Here is a 20,574-nt window from a genome sequence, read left to right as displayed (position 1 = left end):
CTTATTTAATACGTATACGCGGGTCCACGAGACTTAAGATGATGTCTGAAAGTAAAGCTCCTAAAATAGAGGCAATTCCAAACAACAACACAACAGAAGTTACAACACTGTAATCACGCAATGTTATGGACTCCAAGAAAAGAAGACCCATTCCCGGATAACCAAAAATCTGTTCCACAAAAACCGTGCCACCAATTAGTGTCGTTATCTCCCAACCAAAAAATGCTGCGATCGGCAATAACGAGTTTCTGAAAATATGTCTGTTATAGACCCTTGTTTCAGAAGCTCCTTTTGCTCTTGCCGTAATGATGAAATCTTTCTGTTTCGTGTCAATAATTTCACTACGTAAATATTGTACTGTGTTTACTGTTGTTATCAGCGCCAAAGAGAGTGCAGGCAGTAGTAAATGATAAAATTTGCTCAAAATATAATCGAAAGACCCAGGCGTGAGTCCAGGGGCGACACTTCCACTCGTCGGAAACCATCCCAAACCAAATCCAAAAATCCAAACCATCAATAGAGCGAAGATAAATAGCGGTGTAGCGAATCCTAAATACGTGTAGCCTGTAATTGTCTGGTCAAGCAAGGAATCATTGTAGCGTCCGCTTAAAATACCAAGTGGTAATGCGATTAGATATGTAAATACTAATGTTAGGAGTGACAGCCAAAATGAGTTTATAATCCGCTCTCCAATTAATTCAGTAACCGGCATTTTAAAACGGAATGACTGCCCTAAATCCCCCTGAACAGCGCCACTTATCCAATCTGCATATTTAATATGCCATGGATCATTCAACCCCAATCTTTCTCGCTGTTCTTCAATTGTAGCCCGATCCACATTCGGATCTACCAGACCGGTCAGTGCATCCCCCGGCATCATTTGTGCCATCAAAAAAACGAGAACACTTAGTATAAGAATTTGCGGCATGGTTATTAAAAGCCGTCTTACTATGAATTTCCACATCTATTTATCAACCTTTCTGCGGCAAAGCTACGAGATGTGTATCAGATATGGGTTGCAAACCGTAAGCCAAGCCCTCTTTATCAAAATAATCGTCATAGGAATGCTCATATTCCTTCTTAACTTCCCGACGGTATTCAAATTGTGCCGTACGATTACCGGGATTAACATCCGGTATCGCCGCAATCAGGCGTTTTGTATAAATATGCTGTGGATTATTAAAAATATCTATATTCGTTCCCTGCTCAACATATCGACCTTTATACATAATGGCAATGTCATCACACATATGTTTTACGATACCAAGGTCATGACTGATGAAAAGGTAAGTCAAATTCAATTCTTTTTGGATATCCTGCATGAAATTTAGCACCTGGGCCTGTACGGAAACATCAAGTGCTGAAACAGGCTCATCGGCAATTATCAGCTTTGGTTTTAAAGCAATCGCCCGGGCAACCCCAATACGCTGTCTTTGACCACCGGAAAATTCATGCGGATATTTTAAAGCGCTTTCACGACTGAGTCCAACCATTTCCAGCAATTCCTGTACCCGCTTCTTTTCCTGTTGCCTGGATAGCTTTTCAAAATTCCGAATCGGCTCTGCTACAATATCCAGCACACGTTTTCTTGGATTCAAGGAGGAGTATGGATCCTGAAAGATCATCTGAATATCTTTTCTTATATCAAGTGTCTTGCTTTTTTTGTCCGTTATATCTGTTCCTTCTAAGGTAACCTGCCCTGAGGTAATATTTTCCAACCCAATAATTGCTCTTCCGGTAGTTGTTTTACCAGAACCGGATTCGCCGACAAGGCCATAGGTTTTTCCTTCTTCTATGGTAAATGAAACACCATCCACCGCTTTGATATGACCTAATGTCCGATTCAATATTCCACCTTTAATTGGAAAATAGACTTTTAAATCTTTAACATCAAGAAATCCCATGTGGGTTAGCCTCCTTGTTCTCAGCTGGGAAGTAAAAATGTTCATAACAAGTACAGCGTACGAAATGTCCCGGGCTTACCTCATGCAAAACAGGATTTTCTTCGTGCATGGAATCGTCTATCCATGGAATTCTTGCAGCAAATCTACAACCTTCTCGTGGCAGGCTTTTTAGTGGAGGTACAATCCCCTGTATCACATGCAGTTTATCCTGACCTTCTGCCGGTACCGATTTTAATAATGATCTTGTGTATGGATGTAAAGGATTATCGAACAAGGTGTGTACATCCGTAATTTCAACAATCTGCCCGGCATACATAACAGCAACCCGGTCTGCCATTTCCGCCACAACACCTAAATCATGTGTGATCAGAATAATGCCTGCATTCATATCGTCTTTTAACTGTCTAATTAGATCGAGTATCTGTGCCTGAATCGTAACATCAAGCGCCGTCGTCGGTTCATCTGCCAGCAGCAGTTCTGGCTTGTTGGCAATCGCAATCGCAATAATAACTCGTTGCCTCATCCCACCAGATAATTCATGGGGGAACTGTTGATACACATGTTCCGGACGTGGGATCTCAACCATATTCAATAATTCGATGACTCTCTCCTTACGCTGTTTCTGTGACATTTCCGATCGATGCAGAACCAGTGTTTCCGCAATCTGGTCGCCTACCTCCATAAGTGGATTTAATGCCGTAAGCGGATCCTGGAAAATCATTGCCATATCATCACCACGAAGCTTGTTTAGCTTGGAAGGTGATGTATGTGCAATGTCCTCATCCTTAAACATAATATTTCCTTCAATTTTTGCCCGGTTATGCAGTCCCATAATGGAAAAAGCGAGCGCACTTTTCCCTGATCCTGACTCACCTACAATCCCGAGCACTTCATTTTTATTAAGTGTCAGTGTCACATCGTCCACTGCAGCATAATGATTATCCCCAATACGGAATGATGTTTTAAGATTATTAACTTCCAATAATTTTTCGTTCAAGATAATCCCCCTAAAGAAACGTTTTTCTTTCTTTCCAGAGAGCTTTTTTCCTCTCCGGAATCACCGTTGCCAGAAGATCATTGTATACAGTGATAAATGCCATACATGAAAAATGATAGAATTAGATTTTTACCGAACTTTTCCTCTACCTCTATTTTCATTCAATATTAATTATCGGATGAATTTTCCGACATTTTATGTAAAAATATATAGTTGCGAGATTATTAATTCTTTCCAGTACCTCTCGCCATTACGAAATCATTACCGGTTCTTTCTAATTACTTTTAAATTTCAAGGTGGATATAGCAAACCTCAAAATTGCATCCTATTATTTTCCCATCTAATCACTAATTTCTATCTAAAAAGTGATATTGTAATATACAGCTTAATATATTATGGATTATAGGTGAAAGTTATTGAAAAATCAATATTTTTTTAATATATTTATAGGCATTTTTTTCTACTAAATGTCGTTTTTTGTAAGTCGAAGGTCATCTACCCTTATTTTACAAGGTTTTACAGTTATATAAGAAAATGGATATTCCCAATTATTTTCTTTGTTAAACATCTGTAATTCTTGAACTTTTTGATGGAAAGTGAAATAATTCACTCATTAATCCAACTGTTTTTATTGTAATACTATAGGAGGAAATTGATTATGAGATTAACAGAAATTAACGATGTTGGGGATCGATTAAAAGCACTGGAAGCAACCGCAGCCCGATTTTCTGAGCGAGCGAAAGAAAATGATGAAAGCAACGCATTCCCATTTGAAAATTTTAAAGAATTAAAGGAAATTGGGTATCCGGCTTTAACTGTACCGAAAGCGTATGGAGGGACTGGTATCTCGTTATACGAAATGCTCAAATCCCAGGAAATCATCGCGAAAATGGATGGGTCAACAGCCCTTGGAATTGGCTGGCATATGGGACTAACCAAATTTTTGGGTGAAAATCAGGTTTGGACAAAGGAAAAATACGAAGCGTTTGCCCGTGATGTCATTGCCAGGGGCGCATTGTTGAATAATGCAGCATCCGAACCGGCAACGGGAAGCCCTACACGCGGCGGAAGGCCGGAGACAGTGGCCCGTGAAGTGGAAGATGGTTGGGTTATCAATGGAAGAAAGACCTTTACAACCCTCGCCCCAATTCTGGATTATTTTGTCGTCAGCGCATCCATTGATGGCAGTGATAAAGTTGGAAACTTCCTTATTAAACGGGAAAGAAATGGTGTCCGAATTGATGAGACATGGGATTCTATTGCCATGCGCGGGACCAGCAGCCATGATCTGGTTTTGGAGGATGTACATGTAGCAGCAGATGATCTGGTAGAATATCTTACTCCTGGTAATAAACCTGCAGCCGGCTGGCTCTTGCACATTCCTGCATGTTATTTGGGCATCGCCCGTGCTGCTCAAAAATATGCGGTCGATTTTGCCAGTAGTTATTCACCAAACAGCATTGAAGGTACCATCTCCGACCTTCCGAATGTAAAACAAAAGCTCGGGGAAATGGAACTGCTTTTAATGGAGAGTGAGCATTTCCTCTATTCGGTTGCAAGAAAATGGGACGCAGCTGATTCAGAAATACGAAACCAATTGAAGCCGGAACTCGGTGCAGTCAAGTTATCCGTCGTAAACAAAGCCGTGGAAGTCGTTGATTTGGCAATGCGAGTAGCAGGCGCAAGAAGTCTATCCAGACAAAATCCGCTGCAGCGCTATTACCGCGATGTTCGTGCCGGATTGCATAATCCTCCGATGGACGATATGACAATCATGCAGCTTGCTGCCAAAAGCGTGGATGATCAGAAATAATAGAAGTGAATGAAAACCCGGGCTGGGATGGCTCGGGTTTTTGGCAAATGAAAAAGTGTGAAACTTTCTTCCTATATAAATAGAATTAAGCTTCGGAAATAAACCAATCTTATTATGCAACGATGCTCCGGCAGACATGACTTTTCTCCCTCTTTTCGTTTTTCTTTTGAAATGAATTTGAAACACAAATGTAAGATTACATTCCACATAAAAAAGGTAATAGTATATAAGATATACTATATTCTAAACACATGAACTGGAACGACGAAATTTGGGTGGGGCAAACCGCTCAAGAAGGGGTGATCTATTGTGAAAGGAATTATATTAGCCGGGGGCAGTGGCACGAGGTTGTCTCCTAGTACGGACAGTATGAATAAGCATTTGTTGGCAGTTTATGATAAGCCGATGATTTATTATCCGTTGTCCGTTCTAATGCTCGGCGGAATCAAAGAAATTATGATCATCAGCACACCACAGGACACCGTGCGTTTCGAGGAACTTCTTGGTGATGGTTCTGAACTTGGGATTACTCTCAAATATCGTGAACAGCCTGAACCTAAAGGTATTCCGGAAGCACTGACGATTTCAGAGGATTTCATTGGTCAAGACAATGTAACACTTATTCTTGCAGATAATATTTTTTACGGGCAAGGCTTTACAACATTGCTTAGAAATGCGATTAAAAACAATAAACATGCAACGGTTTTCGGCTGTCGTGTGAAAGATCCGCGCAGATTTGGTGTTGTGCAATTCGACCACCACCAAAAAGTCATCTCTATTGAGGAGAAACCGGAAGATCCAAAATCGGACTTTGCTGTAACCGGACTGTATATTTATGATCATCATGCCGTTCAAATAGCGAAAAAACTAAAACCATCTGCTCGTGGTGAATTGGAAATTACCGATTTAAATAAACAATACCTGAAACGAAATCAATTGGATGTTGAACTGTTGGGAAGAGGCTTTGCCTGGATGGACGCAGGTACACATGAAGCTTTATTCGACACAGCTGAATTTGTAAAAATTACCCAGCAGCGACAGGGATTCAAGCTCGCCTGTCTGGAAGAAATCGCCTTTTATCTTGGTTATATCACGAAAGAAGCACTGTTTGAAAAAGGAAAATCTATGGAGAAAAATGATTATGGCCAGTATCTGATGGAAATTGCCGAGCGTAAGCATACACAGCAATACTGGGACTCCATTGATCATCACCCAATGTTAGGACTGGTGGAAAATGAATAAACAGCACCCAACAATGCTTATCACAGGAGGAGCCGGATTTATCGGCTCCAATTTCATTCATTATTTTATGGAAAAGTACCCCAACACACAGGTGCTTAATGTCGACAAGCTTACCTATGCGGGGTCACCGGATAACTTAAGCGAAGTGGAGCATCTACCGAACTATAAATTCCTTCAAGGGGATATTGCAGATGAAGAGCTGGTTCAGATGATTTTTGCAGACCATGACATTTCCGGAGTCGTTCATTTTGCTGCAGAATCTCATGTGGACAGATCGATTGAAGACTCAAAAGCATTCGTTCAATCGAATGTTGTAGGCACATTGAATCTTCTCCAGGCTGCAAGAAACGATTGGGAAAAGAAAGGCATGCTGGAAACAAGACGATTTCATCATATTTCAACGGATGAAGTATACGGGTCCCTTGGCTCAAAGGGGAAATTTTCGGAAAACACGCCCTACGACCCGCGTAATCCTTACAGCGCCTCCAAGGCTGGTGCAAATTTTCTTGTCAAAAGCTTTGGGTACACCTATGGAATGAATATCATCATTTCATCAAGCTCAAACAATTACGGCCCGAGACAGCATGAGGAAAAGCTGATACCCACAATCATTGCCAAAGCACTGGAAGGTGAGCTCATTCCAATTTACGGAGATGGAAAAAATATCCGTGACTGGCTCTATGTCTTTGATCACTGCATTGCACTTGATGCAATCTATCATCAAGGAAAGCCGCTTGAGTCCTATAATATCGGTGGCGGCAATGAAAAAACAAATATTGATATTGCAGGAACAATCTGTGATATTCTCGATAAATTGGTACCTGAAATCAAATCACGTTCAGAGATCAACAGTTTCAATGATTTAATTACATTCACCGAAGACCGTAAAGGACATGACAGAAGATATGCAGTAGATGATAGCAAGCTAAGAAAAGAATTGGGCTGGAAACCGTCGGAAAACTTAGATGCTGGATTACAAAAAACAGTAGAGTGGTACGTGAATCAATGGAAACTCGAGCCAAACCGCTGATTTCTGTTGTCGTCCCTGTCTATGGCTGCGAAACCTGTCTCATTGAGCTTTGCAGCCGTATTAAAGATACAATCATCAACATACCAGCCCAATATGAAATCATCTTAGTAAACGACGCAAGCCCGGACAACGCCTGGGAGACCATTAGAAATTTAAGCCAGCAGGACGAACAAATTAAAGGTATTGATTTTGCCCGTAATTTCGGTCAGCACCATGCAATAACGGCAGGACTTGACCATACGAATGGCGACTGGATTGTCGTCATGGATTGTGACCTGCAGGATCGCCCAGAGGAAATCGCCAAATTATATGAGAAAGCAATGGAAGGATATGAAGTTGTCTTTGGCAAGCGAGTGGAGCGTCAGGACAACTGGTTTAAGAGAAAAACTTCTCAAGCCTTTTATAAGGTATACGATTATTTCAGTGGCCATACCTCTGATCATTCGGTGGCCAATTTCAGCATCAACGCCAAAAAAGTAGTGCTGGGGTTTAGAAGGATGCGCGAGCAGAACCGCTTTTTCCCACTATTTATCCAGTGGATGGGCTACAGAACTGCCAGTATTCCTGTGGAACATAATGCACGAAAGGAAGGAAAATCTTCCTATAATATTGCAAAATTGATTACATTGGCGACAGACGCGATTATTTCCCAATCGAATAAACCACTTCGGCTATCGATTCAATTTGGATTTCTTGTGGCACTCGCCTCGTTTCTTTATGCGGTTTATTTATTCGGACGATATTTCTTCCTTGATGAAAGAGTTGCAGGATGGACGAGCGTCATGGTATCGATTTTCTTTATTGGCGGCTTGATTTTTTTCAATTTTGGTGTCCTCGGCCTGTACATCGGAAAAATTTTCAACGAAACAAAAGGAAGACCTCTCTATCTTATCCGGGAAACAACTGACGAGATAAACGAAACAGATGAACGGAGCTGATATAATGAATAACTATTTGGAACCAACCCCATGGGATAAACGAAACTTTCATGTGGAGACATACCAGTTGACTTCTTATACGGAAGAAGCACTGAAGGAATCGAATGAAACAGAAGGTCATTTTACATTAAAAGTCGATCCTTTTGATAACACGGAAAACTTAAATAAATTCGGATTTTATTATGTAGATACCTTAATTGAGCCGGTTTGCAACAAAGAAAAACTCGAGATGATCGATCAGGAAGGAATCACTTTCTCCCGTGATTACGACCGGGACGAAATTCTCAACATCGCAGAAGAAGCTTTCGGTGGCGGACGATTTCACCGTGACTTCAATATACCCGACTATATGGCTAATAGGCGCTACCGAAACTGGGTCAATGATTTGATAGATAAAAATCTGATCCTCGCTCTGCATTATAAAGGGAGAACGGCGGGGTTTTTCGCTTACGATGATGATAAAATTCTCCTGCTCGGCATGCATCATGATTATCGTGGTCAGGGACTGGCAAAAGCATTCACCAGTGCCTGTGTGCAGGAACAATTTGACATTACCGGATATGACACCCTAAAAACTTCCATTTCCCCGTCCAACCCGGCATCGTTGAATGTCTTTATTTCACTTGGCTTTCGCTTGAATGGAGCGATTGATGTGTATCATAAATTAAATGGTTCACTTCCGGTTGGAGGGTAATCAATGGGGTATGCATATATTTTCAGCACCATATTCTTTACGGTGTATGGCCAGCTAATCATCAAATGGACAATGGATCGTCAAGGGGGATTGCCTGAAGCGTGGGGAGAAAAGTTTGTATTCCTGATACAGCTGTTATTGAACCCGTGGATTCTGTCCGGCTTCTTTGCGGCATTTTTAGCGGCCCTCAGCTGGATGGCAGCAATGTCAAAATTTGATATCAGCTATGCCTATCCATTTATGAGTCTGTCGTTCGTACTTGTATTTATTCTTTCAGCCGTACTTTTCGGGGAACCTGTCAGCACACAGAAAATTATCGGGTTCTCTCTAATCATACTGGGAATTATTATAATGAGGTGATTACAATTGATTCCATTCAACAAACCATGCACAATCGGAACAGAAACAGAAGCAATGAAAGAAGCGCTTGCTCAGCATAAACTTTCCGGTAATGGACCGTTCGGGAAACAATGTACAGCCTGGTTTGAGGATAATCTGGACTGTAAAAAAGCGATCCTTACCCCCTCCTGCACTGCTGCACTTGAAATGACGGCATTGTTGACAGAGGTTGGCGAGGGGGATGAAGTCATTATGCCATCCTATACCTTTGTCTCAACAGCTAATGCATTTGCGCTCAGGGGCGCATCGATCCGATTTGTTGATATTGATCCTGACACAATGAATGTGGACCCAAAGCGAATTGCAGAGGCTATTACACAGCGGACCAAAGCGATTATCGTCGTCCATTATGCCGGCGTTTCCTGTGAAATGGAACGCATTATGGAAATCGCTCAATCGAACGGATTATGGGTGATTGAAGATGCTGCCCAGGGGTTGATGAGCAACTATAAAGGTAATAGCCTTGGAACCATCGGTCACATGGGAACATTCAGTTTTCATGAGACGAAAAATTATACATGCGGTGAAGGTGGTGCACTGATTATCAATGATTCTTCCCTAATTGAACGTGCAGAAATCCTGCAGGAAAAAGGAACTGACCGTTCACAATTTATAAAAGGTATGGTGGATAAATACACGTGGCGCGATGTAGGATCATCCTATTTATTAAGCGAATTGAACGCGGCGTATCTGTCTGTCCAACTGGAACATGCCCATCAGATAAATGCAAACCGCCTGCATACATGGGAGCAGTACCAAAAAGGACTCAAGCCGTTGTTTGAAACCGGCAAACTTGCAGGCCCCTCTATCCCGGAAGATTGTGAGCATAATGCACATATGTTTTATATAAAAACACGTGACAATGCGGAGCGTTCGGAACTTATCAGACATTTGAAGGAAAATAACATTATGGCCGTCACACATTACGTTCCATTGCATTCTGCTGATGCAGGGAAAAAGTTCGGGAAATTTATCGGAATGGATAATTTCACAACGATTGAAAGTGCTCGGGTTTTGCGGCTGCCACTTTATTATGGAATAAAGGAAGAGGATGTGACTCATGGGATCGAAAGCATTAAAAGCTTTTACAAAAAATAAATTGGTCTGGGTTGCACTGCTTATCCTCACCTGCTACCTCATGCCGTACTACATATTAGGTGAGGATACACATATCCGTATCCATGATAATCTCGATTCAAATATCGTCTGGTATAAATTGCTCGCGGAAAGCGGACAGATTTTCACACTGACAGACACAACGCTCCCAAATGCCATCAACGGTCTGCCGCGCAGCACCCTCCCTTCCCCGTTTGATGCGGTAGTTTGGATGTATGTGCTTTTCGAACCGATGACCGCCTATGCAATCAGCCAGACAATCATGCGGTTTGTGGCATTTTTCGGGATATATTTACTGCTGAGAAGATTTGTATTCAAGGAAAGACAGTCCAGCTGGATTACGGTTGGTGCATCCTTGGGATTTGCAATGCTGCCATACTGGCCGTCGGGAGCATTGTCAATTGCCGGGATACCACTGGCACTGTATTTATTTTTAACGATTCGGAAATATGGATGGCAGACGCCGAAGTATATCTGGGTCATCCTGCTGCTGATTCCTTTCCTTTCCAATTTCGTATTAAGCTTCGTCTTTTTCCTTGGATTAATGGGAGTTTTCTGGCTGATTGACTGGATACGTTTCAAGCATTCCAACTGGCTTTTTTTTACTGCAATTGCAGCGATGACGAGTATCTATGTGGTGAAAAATTATTTGCTGATTACATCGATGTTTTTCGATAGTGGATTTACGTCACATCGGGAAGATTTGAATCTTGGTCATAATACATTCGAACGGAGCTACGAGCTTGCATGGGAAAATTTCCTGTATGGGCATACCCATGATGAAGCACATCAGGCGTATATCATTATTCCGGTAGTTCTGATTGCTTTGCTTGTAGCTGTCTACAGCAAAGTAAAACCAAGATTGCTGCTCTCACTGTTCCTGATTAATTTATCTCTTTCCTTCTGGTATGCCTTCTGGTACTGGGAAGGCTGGCGCATTGTTAAGGATAATCTGATGGTCGCAAACACCTTCAACTTTGCACGAATTCATTTTCTTGATCCAGCCATCTGGTATATCTGTTTTGCCCTGGCACTAGCGATATTATGGAAACATTTAAAATTAGGACGTGTGCTGGTTGTTGTTGCTGTTGTTCTGCAATCGATTCTTTTGTTTGGATTAACGGAAGAAGTGAAGTACAGTTCGGTAGACACACCAACATTCGCTGAATTTTATTCGGAGGATTTATTTGACGATATCGAGGAGTACATAGGCGAGGAACAATCCGACTATCGTGTTGTCAGTATCGGCATGCATCCGACCATCGCACAATTCAACGGTTTTTACACACTTGATACGTACAACAACAGCTTCCCACTCGAATACAAAGAGAGATTCAGGGAAGTTATCGCAGGCGAGCTTGACAAAAATTCGGGGCTAGAAAACTACTTTGATACATGGGGCGGTAGGTTGTACATGTATGTCGCAGAACATGGTAAAGACTACCTGCTCACCAAAGACCGCAATGAACGAATTGAAGAGCTTGATATCAATACACAGGCTTTAGCTGATCTGGGAGGAGATTATATCCTTTCCGCAGTACCGATTGAGAATGATGAAGAACTAGGGCTGACACATGAGGAAACCTTTGAAAATGAGAAGTCCCCATGGAAGATATGGCTTTATTCGTTGTAGATTATCAGTGGCCTCTTCCAACCTGGGGGTTACCAAATAGATATAGATAATGGTATAGGAATCGATGGATAACAGGTGATAACGTAGATCACCTGTTTTTTCTATAACATATATTTCGTTTCTATTATAAAAAAATAGCTTGAAAGAAGCAGCTGACTTAAAGAAAATGCTAAAAAACCCTTTCTTAACTGCCTAGGAAGGCTTTTCAAAAAATGCGATATAGATTATAATGGCGATATATAATAGGGAGGTGACACAGATGGAAGAATCAGGAGTAAAAGAAATTTTGAATGCTTTAAAAACCTATTCCGGCGATATCGACAAGAAGATGGATGAAATGAAAAATCAGCTTGAAAGTCAGATGGATAATGTGAAAGAACAGCTTGAAAATCGGATGGATAATATGAAAGAACAACTTGAAAATCGAATGGATAGTATGTCGGAGCAACTTGAAAATCGAATGGATGAGCGCTTCGATCAAGTTGACGAAAGATTCGACAGACTTGAAACAAAGTTTGACAGTCTTCGGGTGGAATTAACCGAAACACAGGAAACCGTTGACTTTCTATCAAGCAAAAATGTACAACACGAGAAAAAACTTCGCAATATCCACAATCAGCAGTTGTAGAGCCCCAAACTGATAATTATTTCACTATCACCGCGTTACAAAAAAGCCCTCCTACTTCCCACGCTTACAAAGAATCGGAAGTAAGAGGGTTAACAATTTACACTCCCCTGCTTTACACAGCCTGGCAGTTCACACGTATTTCCCCTGTAAATATAATATTTTATCCTCCATGTACATCTTTACATAATGTCGAAATAACGTTCTTGATAAGGAACAGCTTGTGTATTATAATTAACAGTAATCTCTCAAAAATTTATAAAGGGGATGAACACTAAATGATGGTAACTGAACTGGTTTTCAGGTGGCATGTATTTAGAAAAAGTTACTACAACATCCTATTAACAAGCTGTGAGAGTACATCTGTGAGGCAGAAGCTGGAAATGAAACGAAACTATCATCAGAAGAAAATCTGTAACAGACCTTAACATTTGAAAACTGCTGGATAACATTGCGTACATGTTAAGCCAGCAGTTTTTTGTGCTACTACCTCGGTCTAAGATCGAGAAAGTTTTGGTATGCAAAACCGCGAACCTGTTCTTCCGAATAAGACTTAAGCAGTTCATTCACCAGATTTTGATAGTTCGATGCATTTTCCAGGTTATCAACGAACTTGCTGATACCGTCAAAGTCAGAACCAAAGCCAATATGTTTCACACCGCCAAGCGCACACAGGTGATCAAGATGCTTGATAAGATCAGGAATACTTGCTTTCTCGCTATCCGCTTTAATGAATGGTGGATTAAAAACAACATGAATAAGTCCATTTTTAGCAAACATCGCCTCTACCTGATCATCATAGAGGTTACGTGGATGATCACAGATTGTACGGGCATTAGAATGGCTGGCGATTGGATAATCCGCTAGTTCAATCATATCCCAGAATCCTTTCACCGTGGAATGGGAGACGTCTGTGAACACGCGAAATTCGTTATTCAATTTCACCACTTCTTTTCCAAGTAAGGTCAGTCCCCCGCCACGCGGCTCTTCTGCCCCATCTGCACAAAGGTTGGCATTATTCCAGGTCATTCCAAGCGATAATACACCTAAACGATAAAGATGGCGCAATTTAACGAGATCATTACCAATAGCGTCAGCCCCCTCCAAGGTGAGTACCGCACCAATTTCTCCGTCTTTAAGCGAATCGATGTCATTCCATTTTTTTATGTGTTTCATTTCAGAGTTTTTCCCAAGGACTTCCGTGTAGAAAAGATCAACCTGTTCTAACGCATGCTGCCATTTTTCATCAGACGGCACATCAGGATGAATGAAAATGGCAAAAAACTGCACGCTCACACCTCCTGCTTTTAACCGTTGCAGATTCGTGTCCAACATTTCGGAATCCAGATAATTTAGCGGTTTTCTACCATAATAATCCCCTCTTTTTTCGAGCTGCAGCTTTAATAATGCATCACAATGTGTATCAATTATTTTCAAATCGCTCTCTCCCCTATTCCACTTCAAATTTATCCGGATTGCTTCCACTACGATCATTACAATTTAGCTTATTGATTCTTGTCATTTCCTCAGCTGTTAATTCAAAATCAAAGATAGCCGCATTTTCAATGATACGGTGTTCATTGATGGATTTAGGAATTGTAATTACCCCAGCTTGCAAATCCCAGCGCAAAATGATTTGTGCCACTGATTTTCCATGGTTTTGGGCGATTTCATTCAAAACCGGTTCTTCAAATAGTCCGCCTCTTTTCAGTGGTGACCATGCTTCAAGCTGAATCTTTTCTCTTCTGCAATACGCATGCAGTTCCTCTTGTGTTAGATGTGGATGATATTCCACCTGATTGATTGCAGGCTTCACCTCACAATGTGGTAAAAGGTCTTCCAAATGCTGGATATGGAAATTACTCAAACCAATTGCCCGCACTTTTCCGTCATGATACAGTTTTTCCATGGCTTTCCAAGTATCTTTGTACATTCCTGTAACCGGCCAATGAATTAAGTAAAGGTCCAGATAGTCTGTACCCAATTTTTTTAGACTTGCCTCAAATGACTGGAGCGTGCTTTCATACCCCTGATCATCATTCCAGACTTTAGAGGTGATAAACAGTTCTTCTCTTGATACACCACTTTCCCTGATTGCCTGCCCAACTCCTTTTTCATTATCATAGAATTGAGCTGTATCAATACTTCTGTAGCCATGGTTGATTGCTGATTTCACAGCATGAATTACAACGTCTCCATCCTCAACTTTAAATACTCCAAGTCCAAAACCGGGGATTTTGACACCATTGTTGAGTGTCACTGTATCCTGTAAATTCTTGATCATAACTATTCCTCCTCATGAAAACTTTACGTTTGAACAAAATCTTAGTAGTAACAAAGCTTTACACTTACCCAACCATTTTTAATGACTCTTTCCAAAAGCAACAAATGTTTCGGTGGAAAGCATAATCGCAGTCCCAAATCTTTTCGATGGGAAGCGTAATCGCAGTCCCAAAATCTTAGAAAACTACCTGTTTATTTCGTAACTACTATTTTAACGTATCTGCAACCGTTCGACAAAATCTCGAACTTCCGGTATCACACTCATGAACTCGCGTTAGATAAACGCAACTTGATTATATGTGTTAGAATGAAACAGGCAATCCAGTATTTGTGAAAGGAATTACGCTTATATGAATAAAATACAACAAAAAATAAACCCGTCTTTATTGGAATACATGTATATTATTTTCGGTGCGACACTTGTCGGGCTATCCTATAACATGTTTTTACTGCCATCAAGACTTGCAGCAGGTGGCATTTCAGGGATCAGTACCATTTTATTTGAGATGTATCAATTCAGCCCTGCTATGGTTCAATTTGCAATTAATATCCCAATTTTCATTATCGGCTGGCTTGCCATGGGCAAAGATTTCAGCTGGAAAACATTAGTTGGTACCTTTTGGGTGCCATTTATCATTTACCTCAGTGCCGACATACCGTTTACGATTACAAATCCACTACTTGGCGCAATTTATGGCGGTATTATTCTCGGTATTGGACTTGGTATTGTGTATAAAGGGAATGGCTCCACAGGGGGCACTGCGGCTATAGCTCAGGTTGTAAAAAAATTCACAGGTATTTCCAGCGGCTATTCCCAGCTGATGGTCGACGGTCTGGTTGTTATTTCTTCCGTCATTGTATTCAGTCTGGAGCTTACGCTATTTGCGTTAATGGCAATCTATGTTTCCAGTAAAGTAATTGATATGGTACAACTAAGAACCTCTGCTTCTAAACTGATATTAATCATTACCGAAGACGAAGAAAAAATACAGGGCTTAATCCGTGACAAAATTGATCGCGGCTTAACAAAAATCCGTTCCGTAGGGGGCTATTCGAATCAAGATAAGACGATGATTCTTTGTGTGACCGAACAACCAGAAGCCGTACAACTGAAAAAAATGCTGCAAAAAGAAGAACCTGCTTCGTTTGTCGTGTTTATTAACGCCTCCGAAATTTTAGGCCGGGGATTCTCCCTGGACAAATATTACGGGCAAAAACTGTAATGTTTTGAACATGCTTATTGATTTTAGAAATCTATAGTTTCCAAATGTAAAAACTGCTGACCTAATTCGTACAAAACGTAGTACGCAAGAGAGTCAGCAGTTTTTACAATTGGCTATCATAAAAGGTTATTGGTTTCAGTGAACTAGTTAAATAGCTTTTATAGAGTGCAGCACGTAGACTCTAGCGGGAGAAAAGGCATCAAGTGCGAACCGATCTTTGATTACATATCACCTAAGCTTTCGCAATGGTTCTCTCCCGCTGCCTCAATTCAATCCGACGAATTTTTCCGGATGAGGTTTTTGGCAGTTCATCGGTGAATTCAATTTTTCTTGGATATTTATATGGTGCAGTCGATTTTTTCGCATGGTTTTGCAGTTCTTTTATTAGGTTCGAATATTCTGTTTCGACACCCTTCTGCAGCACCACATATGCTTTTACCACATTCCCCCGGACTTCATCCGGACTTGCCACCACTGCACATTCTTTTACAGCGGGATGTTTCACCAATGCATCTTCCACTTCAAACGGTCCGATCGTATAACCGGAACTTACAATGATGTCATCACTTCTGCCTTCAAACCAAAAATAACCATCTTCATCCATAGAGGCCTGGTCACCGGTCACATAGAAATTTCCACGTCGTGATTTTTTCGTTCGTTCCGGATCTTTATAATAAGCATTGAATAAAGCCGGGGTATCCAGCGGAACAGCAATATCGCCAACTTTTCCTGCAGCAACAGGCTTTCCGTCTTCATCAATTAGCTGCACATTATTGCCAGGTGTCGGTTTCCCCATCGATCCCGGTTTTACTTCCATCCCTTTTAAAAACCCAAGCAATAGTGTGTTTTCGGTTTGGCCATATCCATCACGAACGGTTACATCAAAACATTCCCTAAATCGGTCAATTACTTCTTTGTTCAATGGTTCCCCTGCTGAAACAGCACTATGCATCGCATTCAATTGATAGTCTTGTAGATTATCCACCTTTGCCATCAGTCGGTATTCCGTTGGAGTGCAGCATAAAACGTTGACTTCATTCGCTTCAAGCAACTGTAGATATTTATTCGGATCAAATTTCCCATGATAAACAAATCCTGTGGCACCTGAACCGAGAACGGAAAGAAACGGACTCCACACCCACTTCTGCCAGCCCGGTGCAGCTGTCGCCCAGACAGTATCTCCTTCTTTGATACTGAGCCAATTTTCCGGTGCAGTCCTTAAATATGCATATCCCCACCCATGTGTGTGCATGACGCCTTTCGGATTACCGGTTGTTCCTGATGTATATGGCAAAAAAGCGAGGTCATCACTTGTTGTCGCAGCAATGTCCAACTGATCAGATGCCGTCTGCTTTAAATCGTCAAGCGAATTCCATCCTTCTGCCTGACCTCCAACCGATAATTTTTTCAATTCGTTCCATTCTTCAATTCCATTAAATTGATCGGTAAAATCATAATAACTGACAATTCCACGAACTTCCCCATGTGTTATCCGATATTGGAGATCCTTTGTTCGCAGCATTTCTGAACTAGGAATAAGGATAATTCCGGTTTTCAATGCGGCAATATATACCTCATACGTTTCAATAAGCCGGGGGATCATTACCAACAGTTTGTCCCCTTTTTTCAGCCCATTCTCTAAAAAAACATTTCCTATTTTATTCGCATTTTCTACTAATCTTTTGTATGTAATTTCTTTACGATTTCCCTGGTCATCCTGCCAAATTACCGCAGTACGTCCAGATTCTTTCGCATGCTTTTCTATTTCCATCGCAATATTATACTGCTTTGGCGCAATTAAATCCTGTTTATCCATATCTATCATCCTCACCTTTAGTACCAGGTACTACTTTCATGTCATTATATCAGAGGTTAATTTATTAGAAAAGAAATTCGGATTATGTGCGTATTCAGTCTGCCAGAAAAAATCGTTGACCATCAGGAAACAAATCGTTATAATATAATACAATATTAAAACTAACTTTTCCTATAGGAATTAAAATATTAAGGAGGTGTCTTATTGTTTCTGCAAATGAATCAAGTGGGAAAAAGCTTTACCAAAGAAAATCAGCAATCAACGTTTAACGTTTTTTCCGATATTGACCTAACCATTCCCGAAAATCAATTTGTATCAATTCTCGGCCCTTCCGGCTGCGGGAAATCTACCTTACTTGCAATGGTAGCCGGACTTGAAAATTCCACCGAAGGCACCATCACCCTGCAGGATAAAGAAATTAAGAACGCCGGCCCTGACCGCGGCATGGTTTTCCAGCAGCCTTCATTGTTCCCATGGCTCAATGTCAGGGATAATATCACCTTCCCATTAAAAGGCAGGATGCGTAAAAAGGAAGCAAACGATCGGGCGAATCACTTTTTAAAAATGGTTCAGTTAACCCGGTTCAAAAACAGTTATATCTATGAACTATCCGGTGGGATGCAGCAACGGGTAGCACTGGCACGTGCACTTGCCATGGATCCAAAAGTATTATTGATGGATGAACCCTTCGGAGCGCTTGATGAACAGACGCGCAATATTCTTCATGAAGAGTTAATAAAAATCTGGCAAGAAACACAAAAAACGATTCTCTTTGTAACACACAGTATTCAGGAAGCAATCAAATTATCGGATCGTGTTGTGGTAATGGGAACACGTCCCGGCAGAATCATCGCCGATTTTACAATTGATACACCCAGACCAAGAAAAAGGGAAAGCCAGGCAGTCATTGACTATGAAAAAAAGATTATGAATCTACTGGAAGATGAAATCAATAAAGTGTTAAAGGAAGAGCTGACAAATGAAATTGAATATAGTCGTTAAACGGATCCTCTTTTTAGTGGCAGTTATCGGGGTATGGCAATTAATCTTTTCATTAAATATTTTTGAAGATATCATTTTCCCGTCACCATTGAAGGTTGCAACAGCATTATTTGAAGGTTTTGCAAGCGGAGATTTCATCACAGCACTTGGAGCAAGCTTCAGACACCTGTTCATTGGCTTATCAATCGCCATCATATTTGGAACGATCTTAGGTGTCATTCTTGGCAAATCCAAACAGGCTGATGAAACAGCAGGGATGTATTTAATTGCTATGCAGAGTATTCCAAGTATTGTATGGGTACCACTGGCAATTATGCTATTCGGATTCAGTGAAACTGCCGTCATTTTCGTTGTTGTATTGGGTGGTACGTTCGTAATGGGGTTAAATGTCCGATCAGCCATCCATAATGTTCCTCCACAGCTCATTCGTGCAGCGCGAACGATGGGGACGAATGGTTTACCATTATTTTACCGTGTTGAAGTACCTGCAAGTATACCCTACTTCATGTCAGGCATCCGTCTCGCATGGGCATTCAGTTGGCGGGCATTGATGGCAGGTGAACTGCTCAGTAACGGACCAGGGCTTGGTTATTCATTAAAGTACGCGCAGGATTATGCACGTATGGATCAAGTCATCGCAATCATCATCATTATCGGTGTCATCGGTGCAGTTGTTGATCATCTTGTATTTTCAAAATTAGAGAAAAACGTAATGAAACGATGGGGTTTAGCTAAATAAAAGAAAGGATGGAACGTAGATGAAGAAATTCTTATTGATCATTACCTTTGCGACTGTCAGTATCTTATTAGCTGCATGTGGAGGTAATGAAGAAGGGGCAGGTACAGAGGCAAGTGGTGAAGGAGAAGAAATTACAATTGGGTATTTCCCGAACATTAACCATGTTGCTGGGATGGTAGCAGAAGCAAAAGATATGTATTCAGAAACACTGCCAGATGGAACAAAAGTCAATTATCAATACTTTCCGGATGGCTCTACCTTCATGACTGCCATTGAAACAGGTGAAATTGAAGGCGGACTCGTCGGACCAGGTCCAGCCATGAATCACTATACAAGTGGTGCGAAAATTAATGTTGTTGCTGCAGGATCTACAGGCGGGACAGTTATTATGGCAAGAAATGATGCCGGAATCGAAACACCGGAAGATTTGGCAGGCAAAACGTTTATCTCCCCACATGTCGGCTGCACACATGATGTTCAATTCGAAACGATGATGAAGGAAGAGTATGGAATCACGTCTGATAGAATCAACGGGGAAATGAAGCATGTTACCGGAAAACCAGCTACTTATCACAGCATGTTCCTATCTGGAAATATCGATGCAGCAACTGTTCCTGAGCCATGGGCGTCTGTTATTGAAGAAGAAGGAAGCGGAAAAGTACTTGTAGACACACCGGATGTTGCCTATGGTGAAACATTGCCGGCAGCCGTATTTGTAACCTCCCAGGACTTGACTGAAAACAATCCGGATATGGTCCAAAGTATCGTTGATGGGCATAAAAAAGCAACCGAGTTTATTCAGGATAATCCGGAAGAAGCAAAAACCATTGCAATCGATAAAATCAAGGAAATTACAGATCAAGAACTTTCTGCCTCAGCCATCGATAATGCATGGGAGCGGATCAACTTCACGTACGAAGTAGATGCAGAAATTCTTCAGGAGTTTTCTAATTCTTCATATGATCTGGAATTCTTGAAAGAACAACCGGATTTAGAAGGACTTGTCGATACATCTTTTATTGACTCCACCCTACAGGCAAGCAAATAAAAGCAGATATGATTTAAATAAAAAAAGAGTAAAACCCATTATTCGAGGGTTTTACTCTTTTTTATAACGTAA

19 protein-coding genes are annotated in these 20,574 nt (G+C 41.1%); 13 read left to right on the top strand and 6 right to left on the bottom strand.

Annotation, left to right across the window (positions count from 1 at the left end; genetic code table 11):
* Position 1: 1 nt before the first annotated feature.
* Genes opp4B through ACZ427_RS04360 form a run of 3 tightly spaced genes read right to left on the bottom strand, consistent with a single transcriptional unit; the run spans position 2 to position 2,901 of the window.
* Entirely contained in the window at positions 2–964 is a 963-nt protein-coding gene (opp4B, locus tag ACZ427_RS04370) for an oligopeptide ABC transporter permease (protein ID WP_461177878.1), read from the bottom strand.
* A gap of 7 nt (positions 965–971) precedes the next feature.
* Positions 972–1,904, bottom strand: a complete 933-nt coding sequence (locus tag ACZ427_RS04365) for an ABC transporter ATP-binding protein (RefSeq protein ID WP_461177879.1) — start codon at positions 1,902–1,904, stop codon at positions 972–974.
* Positions 1,891–2,901, bottom strand: coding sequence for an ABC transporter ATP-binding protein (locus ACZ427_RS04360; RefSeq protein WP_461177880.1), 1,011 nt, complete (start codon positions 2,899–2,901; stop codon positions 1,891–1,893). Before ACZ427_RS04360 ends, ACZ427_RS04365 begins: the two co-directional genes overlap by 14 nt.
* A gap of 658 nt (positions 2,902–3,559) precedes the next feature.
* Here ACZ427_RS04360 and ACZ427_RS04355 point away from each other — a divergent pair.
* The 9 genes from ACZ427_RS04355 to ACZ427_RS04315 all read left to right on the top strand — a co-directional run bounded on the left by ACZ427_RS04355 (position 3,560) and on the right by ACZ427_RS04315 (position 12,394).
* Positions 3,560–4,714 carry an acyl-CoA dehydrogenase family protein gene (locus ACZ427_RS04355; protein WP_461177881.1) on the top strand — a complete coding sequence of 385 codons (1,155 nt, stop codon included), beginning with the start codon at positions 3,560–3,562 and terminating at the stop codon, positions 4,712–4,714.
* A gap of 309 nt (positions 4,715–5,023) precedes the next feature.
* Positions 5,024–5,956, top strand: a complete 933-nt coding sequence (gene rfbA, locus ACZ427_RS04350) for a glucose-1-phosphate thymidylyltransferase RfbA (RefSeq protein WP_461177882.1) — start codon at positions 5,024–5,026, stop codon at positions 5,954–5,956.
* Complete coding sequence (gene rfbB, locus ACZ427_RS04345) at positions 5,949–6,986, top strand: dTDP-glucose 4,6-dehydratase (protein ID WP_461177883.1); 1,038 nt, start codon at positions 5,949–5,951, stop codon at positions 6,984–6,986. The genes rfbA and rfbB overlap by 8 nt, the downstream gene beginning before the upstream one ends.
* Positions 6,962–7,924, top strand: coding sequence for a glycosyltransferase family 2 protein (locus ACZ427_RS04340; RefSeq protein WP_461177884.1), 963 nt, complete (start codon positions 6,962–6,964; stop codon positions 7,922–7,924). The genes rfbB and ACZ427_RS04340 overlap by 25 nt, the downstream gene beginning before the upstream one ends.
* Positions 7,925–7,928: 4 nt before the next feature.
* Positions 7,929–8,618, top strand: a complete 690-nt coding sequence (locus ACZ427_RS04335) for a GNAT family N-acetyltransferase (RefSeq protein WP_461177885.1) — start codon at positions 7,929–7,931, stop codon at positions 8,616–8,618.
* Positions 8,619–8,621: 3 nt separating this feature from the next.
* On the top strand, positions 8,622–8,978 hold the full coding sequence (locus tag ACZ427_RS04330) for an EamA family transporter (protein WP_461177886.1): 357 nt from the start codon (positions 8,622–8,624) through the stop codon (positions 8,976–8,978).
* A 6-nt stretch (positions 8,979–8,984) separates the two neighbouring features.
* The gene (rffA, locus tag ACZ427_RS04325; RefSeq protein ID WP_461177887.1) at positions 8,985–10,115 is read left to right on the top strand and encodes a dTDP-4-amino-4,6-dideoxygalactose transaminase; all 1,131 of its coding nucleotides are present in this window, start codon (positions 8,985–8,987) and stop codon (positions 10,113–10,115) included.
* Positions 10,078–11,766 carry a DUF6044 family protein gene (locus ACZ427_RS04320; protein WP_461177888.1) on the top strand — a complete coding sequence of 563 codons (1,689 nt, stop codon included), beginning with the start codon at positions 10,078–10,080 and terminating at the stop codon, positions 11,764–11,766. The genes rffA and ACZ427_RS04320 overlap by 38 nt, the downstream gene beginning before the upstream one ends.
* 259 nt (positions 11,767–12,025) lie before the next feature.
* On the top strand, positions 12,026–12,394 hold the full coding sequence (locus ACZ427_RS04315) for a hypothetical protein (RefSeq protein ID WP_461177889.1): 369 nt from the start codon (positions 12,026–12,028) through the stop codon (positions 12,392–12,394).
* Between the two features lie 483 nt (positions 12,395–12,877).
* Here ACZ427_RS04315 and ACZ427_RS04310 read toward each other — a convergent pair whose 3' ends face one another.
* On the bottom strand, positions 12,878–13,828 hold the full coding sequence (locus ACZ427_RS04310) for a dipeptidase (protein ID WP_461177890.1): 951 nt from the start codon (positions 13,826–13,828) through the stop codon (positions 12,878–12,880).
* Between the two features lie 13 nt (positions 13,829–13,841).
* Complete coding sequence (locus tag ACZ427_RS04305; RefSeq protein WP_461177891.1) at positions 13,842–14,675, bottom strand: aldo/keto reductase; 834 nt, start codon at positions 14,673–14,675, stop codon at positions 13,842–13,844.
* 349 nt (positions 14,676–15,024) lie between these two features.
* Here ACZ427_RS04305 and ACZ427_RS04300 point away from each other — a divergent pair, with 349 nt between their 5' ends.
* Positions 15,025–15,897 (top strand): YitT family protein, encoded by an 873-nt coding sequence (locus tag ACZ427_RS04300; RefSeq protein WP_461177892.1) that lies wholly within the window; start codon positions 15,025–15,027, stop codon positions 15,895–15,897.
* Between the two features lie 232 nt (positions 15,898–16,129).
* Here ACZ427_RS04300 and mbcS read toward each other — a convergent pair whose 3' ends face one another.
* The gene (gene mbcS / locus ACZ427_RS04295) at positions 16,130–17,713 is read right to left on the bottom strand and encodes an acyl-CoA synthetase MbcS (RefSeq protein ID WP_461177893.1); all 1,584 of its coding nucleotides are present in this window, start codon (positions 17,711–17,713) and stop codon (positions 16,130–16,132) included.
* Between the two features lie 204 nt (positions 17,714–17,917).
* On the opposite strand from mbcS, the gene ACZ427_RS04290 reads away from it, so the two are divergent.
* The 3 genes from ACZ427_RS04290 to ACZ427_RS04280 are packed head-to-tail and all read left to right on the top strand — an operon-like array spanning position 17,918 to position 20,502.
* Positions 17,918–18,715, top strand: coding sequence for an ABC transporter ATP-binding protein (locus ACZ427_RS04290; RefSeq protein WP_461177894.1), 798 nt, complete (start codon positions 17,918–17,920; stop codon positions 18,713–18,715).
* Positions 18,693–19,454, top strand: a complete 762-nt coding sequence (locus ACZ427_RS04285; RefSeq protein ID WP_461177895.1) for an ABC transporter permease — start codon at positions 18,693–18,695, stop codon at positions 19,452–19,454. The genes ACZ427_RS04290 and ACZ427_RS04285 overlap by 23 nt, the downstream gene beginning before the upstream one ends.
* Positions 19,455–19,473: 19 nt before the next feature.
* On the top strand, positions 19,474–20,502 hold the full coding sequence (locus tag ACZ427_RS04280) for an ABC transporter substrate-binding protein (protein WP_461177896.1): 1,029 nt from the start codon (positions 19,474–19,476) through the stop codon (positions 20,500–20,502).
* Positions 20,503–20,574 lie beyond the last annotated feature (72 nt).

It is taken from the genome of Virgibacillus ainsalahensis, from assembly GCF_055380755.1.
This window is presented reverse-complemented; position numbering and strand designations above follow the sequence as displayed.

Coding starts and splice junctions, on each gene's coding strand:
- mbcS (WP_461177893.1), bottom strand. CDS start 17,713: ATGGATAAACAGGATTTAATTGCGCCAAAGCAGTATAATATTGCGATG.
- ACZ427_RS04280 (WP_461177896.1), top strand. CDS start 19,474: ATGAAGAAATTCTTATTGATCATTACCTTTGCGACTGTCAGTATCTTA.
- rfbB (WP_461177883.1), top strand. CDS start 5,949: ATGAATAAACAGCACCCAACAATGCTTATCACAGGAGGAGCCGGATTT.
- opp4B (WP_461177878.1), bottom strand. CDS start 964: ATGTGGAAATTCATAGTAAGACGGCTTTTAATAACCATGCCGCAAATT.
- ACZ427_RS04285 (WP_461177895.1), top strand. CDS start 18,693: ATGAAATTGAATATAGTCGTTAAACGGATCCTCTTTTTAGTGGCAGTT.
- ACZ427_RS04365 (WP_461177879.1), bottom strand. CDS start 1,904: ATGGGATTTCTTGATGTTAAAGATTTAAAAGTCTATTTTCCAATTAAA.
- ACZ427_RS04330 (WP_461177886.1), top strand. CDS start 8,622: ATGGGGTATGCATATATTTTCAGCACCATATTCTTTACGGTGTATGGC.
- ACZ427_RS04305 (WP_461177891.1), bottom strand. CDS start 14,675: ATGATCAAGAATTTACAGGATACAGTGACACTCAACAATGGTGTCAAA.
- ACZ427_RS04355 (WP_461177881.1), top strand. CDS start 3,560: ATGAGATTAACAGAAATTAACGATGTTGGGGATCGATTAAAAGCACTG.
- ACZ427_RS04340 (WP_461177884.1), top strand. CDS start 6,962: ATGGAAACTCGAGCCAAACCGCTGATTTCTGTTGTCGTCCCTGTCTAT.
- ACZ427_RS04335 (WP_461177885.1), top strand. CDS start 7,929: ATGAATAACTATTTGGAACCAACCCCATGGGATAAACGAAACTTTCAT.
- ACZ427_RS04300 (WP_461177892.1), top strand. CDS start 15,025: ATGAATAAAATACAACAAAAAATAAACCCGTCTTTATTGGAATACATG.
- ACZ427_RS04320 (WP_461177888.1), top strand. CDS start 10,078: ATGGGATCGAAAGCATTAAAAGCTTTTACAAAAAATAAATTGGTCTGG.
- ACZ427_RS04315 (WP_461177889.1), top strand. CDS start 12,026: ATGGAAGAATCAGGAGTAAAAGAAATTTTGAATGCTTTAAAAACCTAT.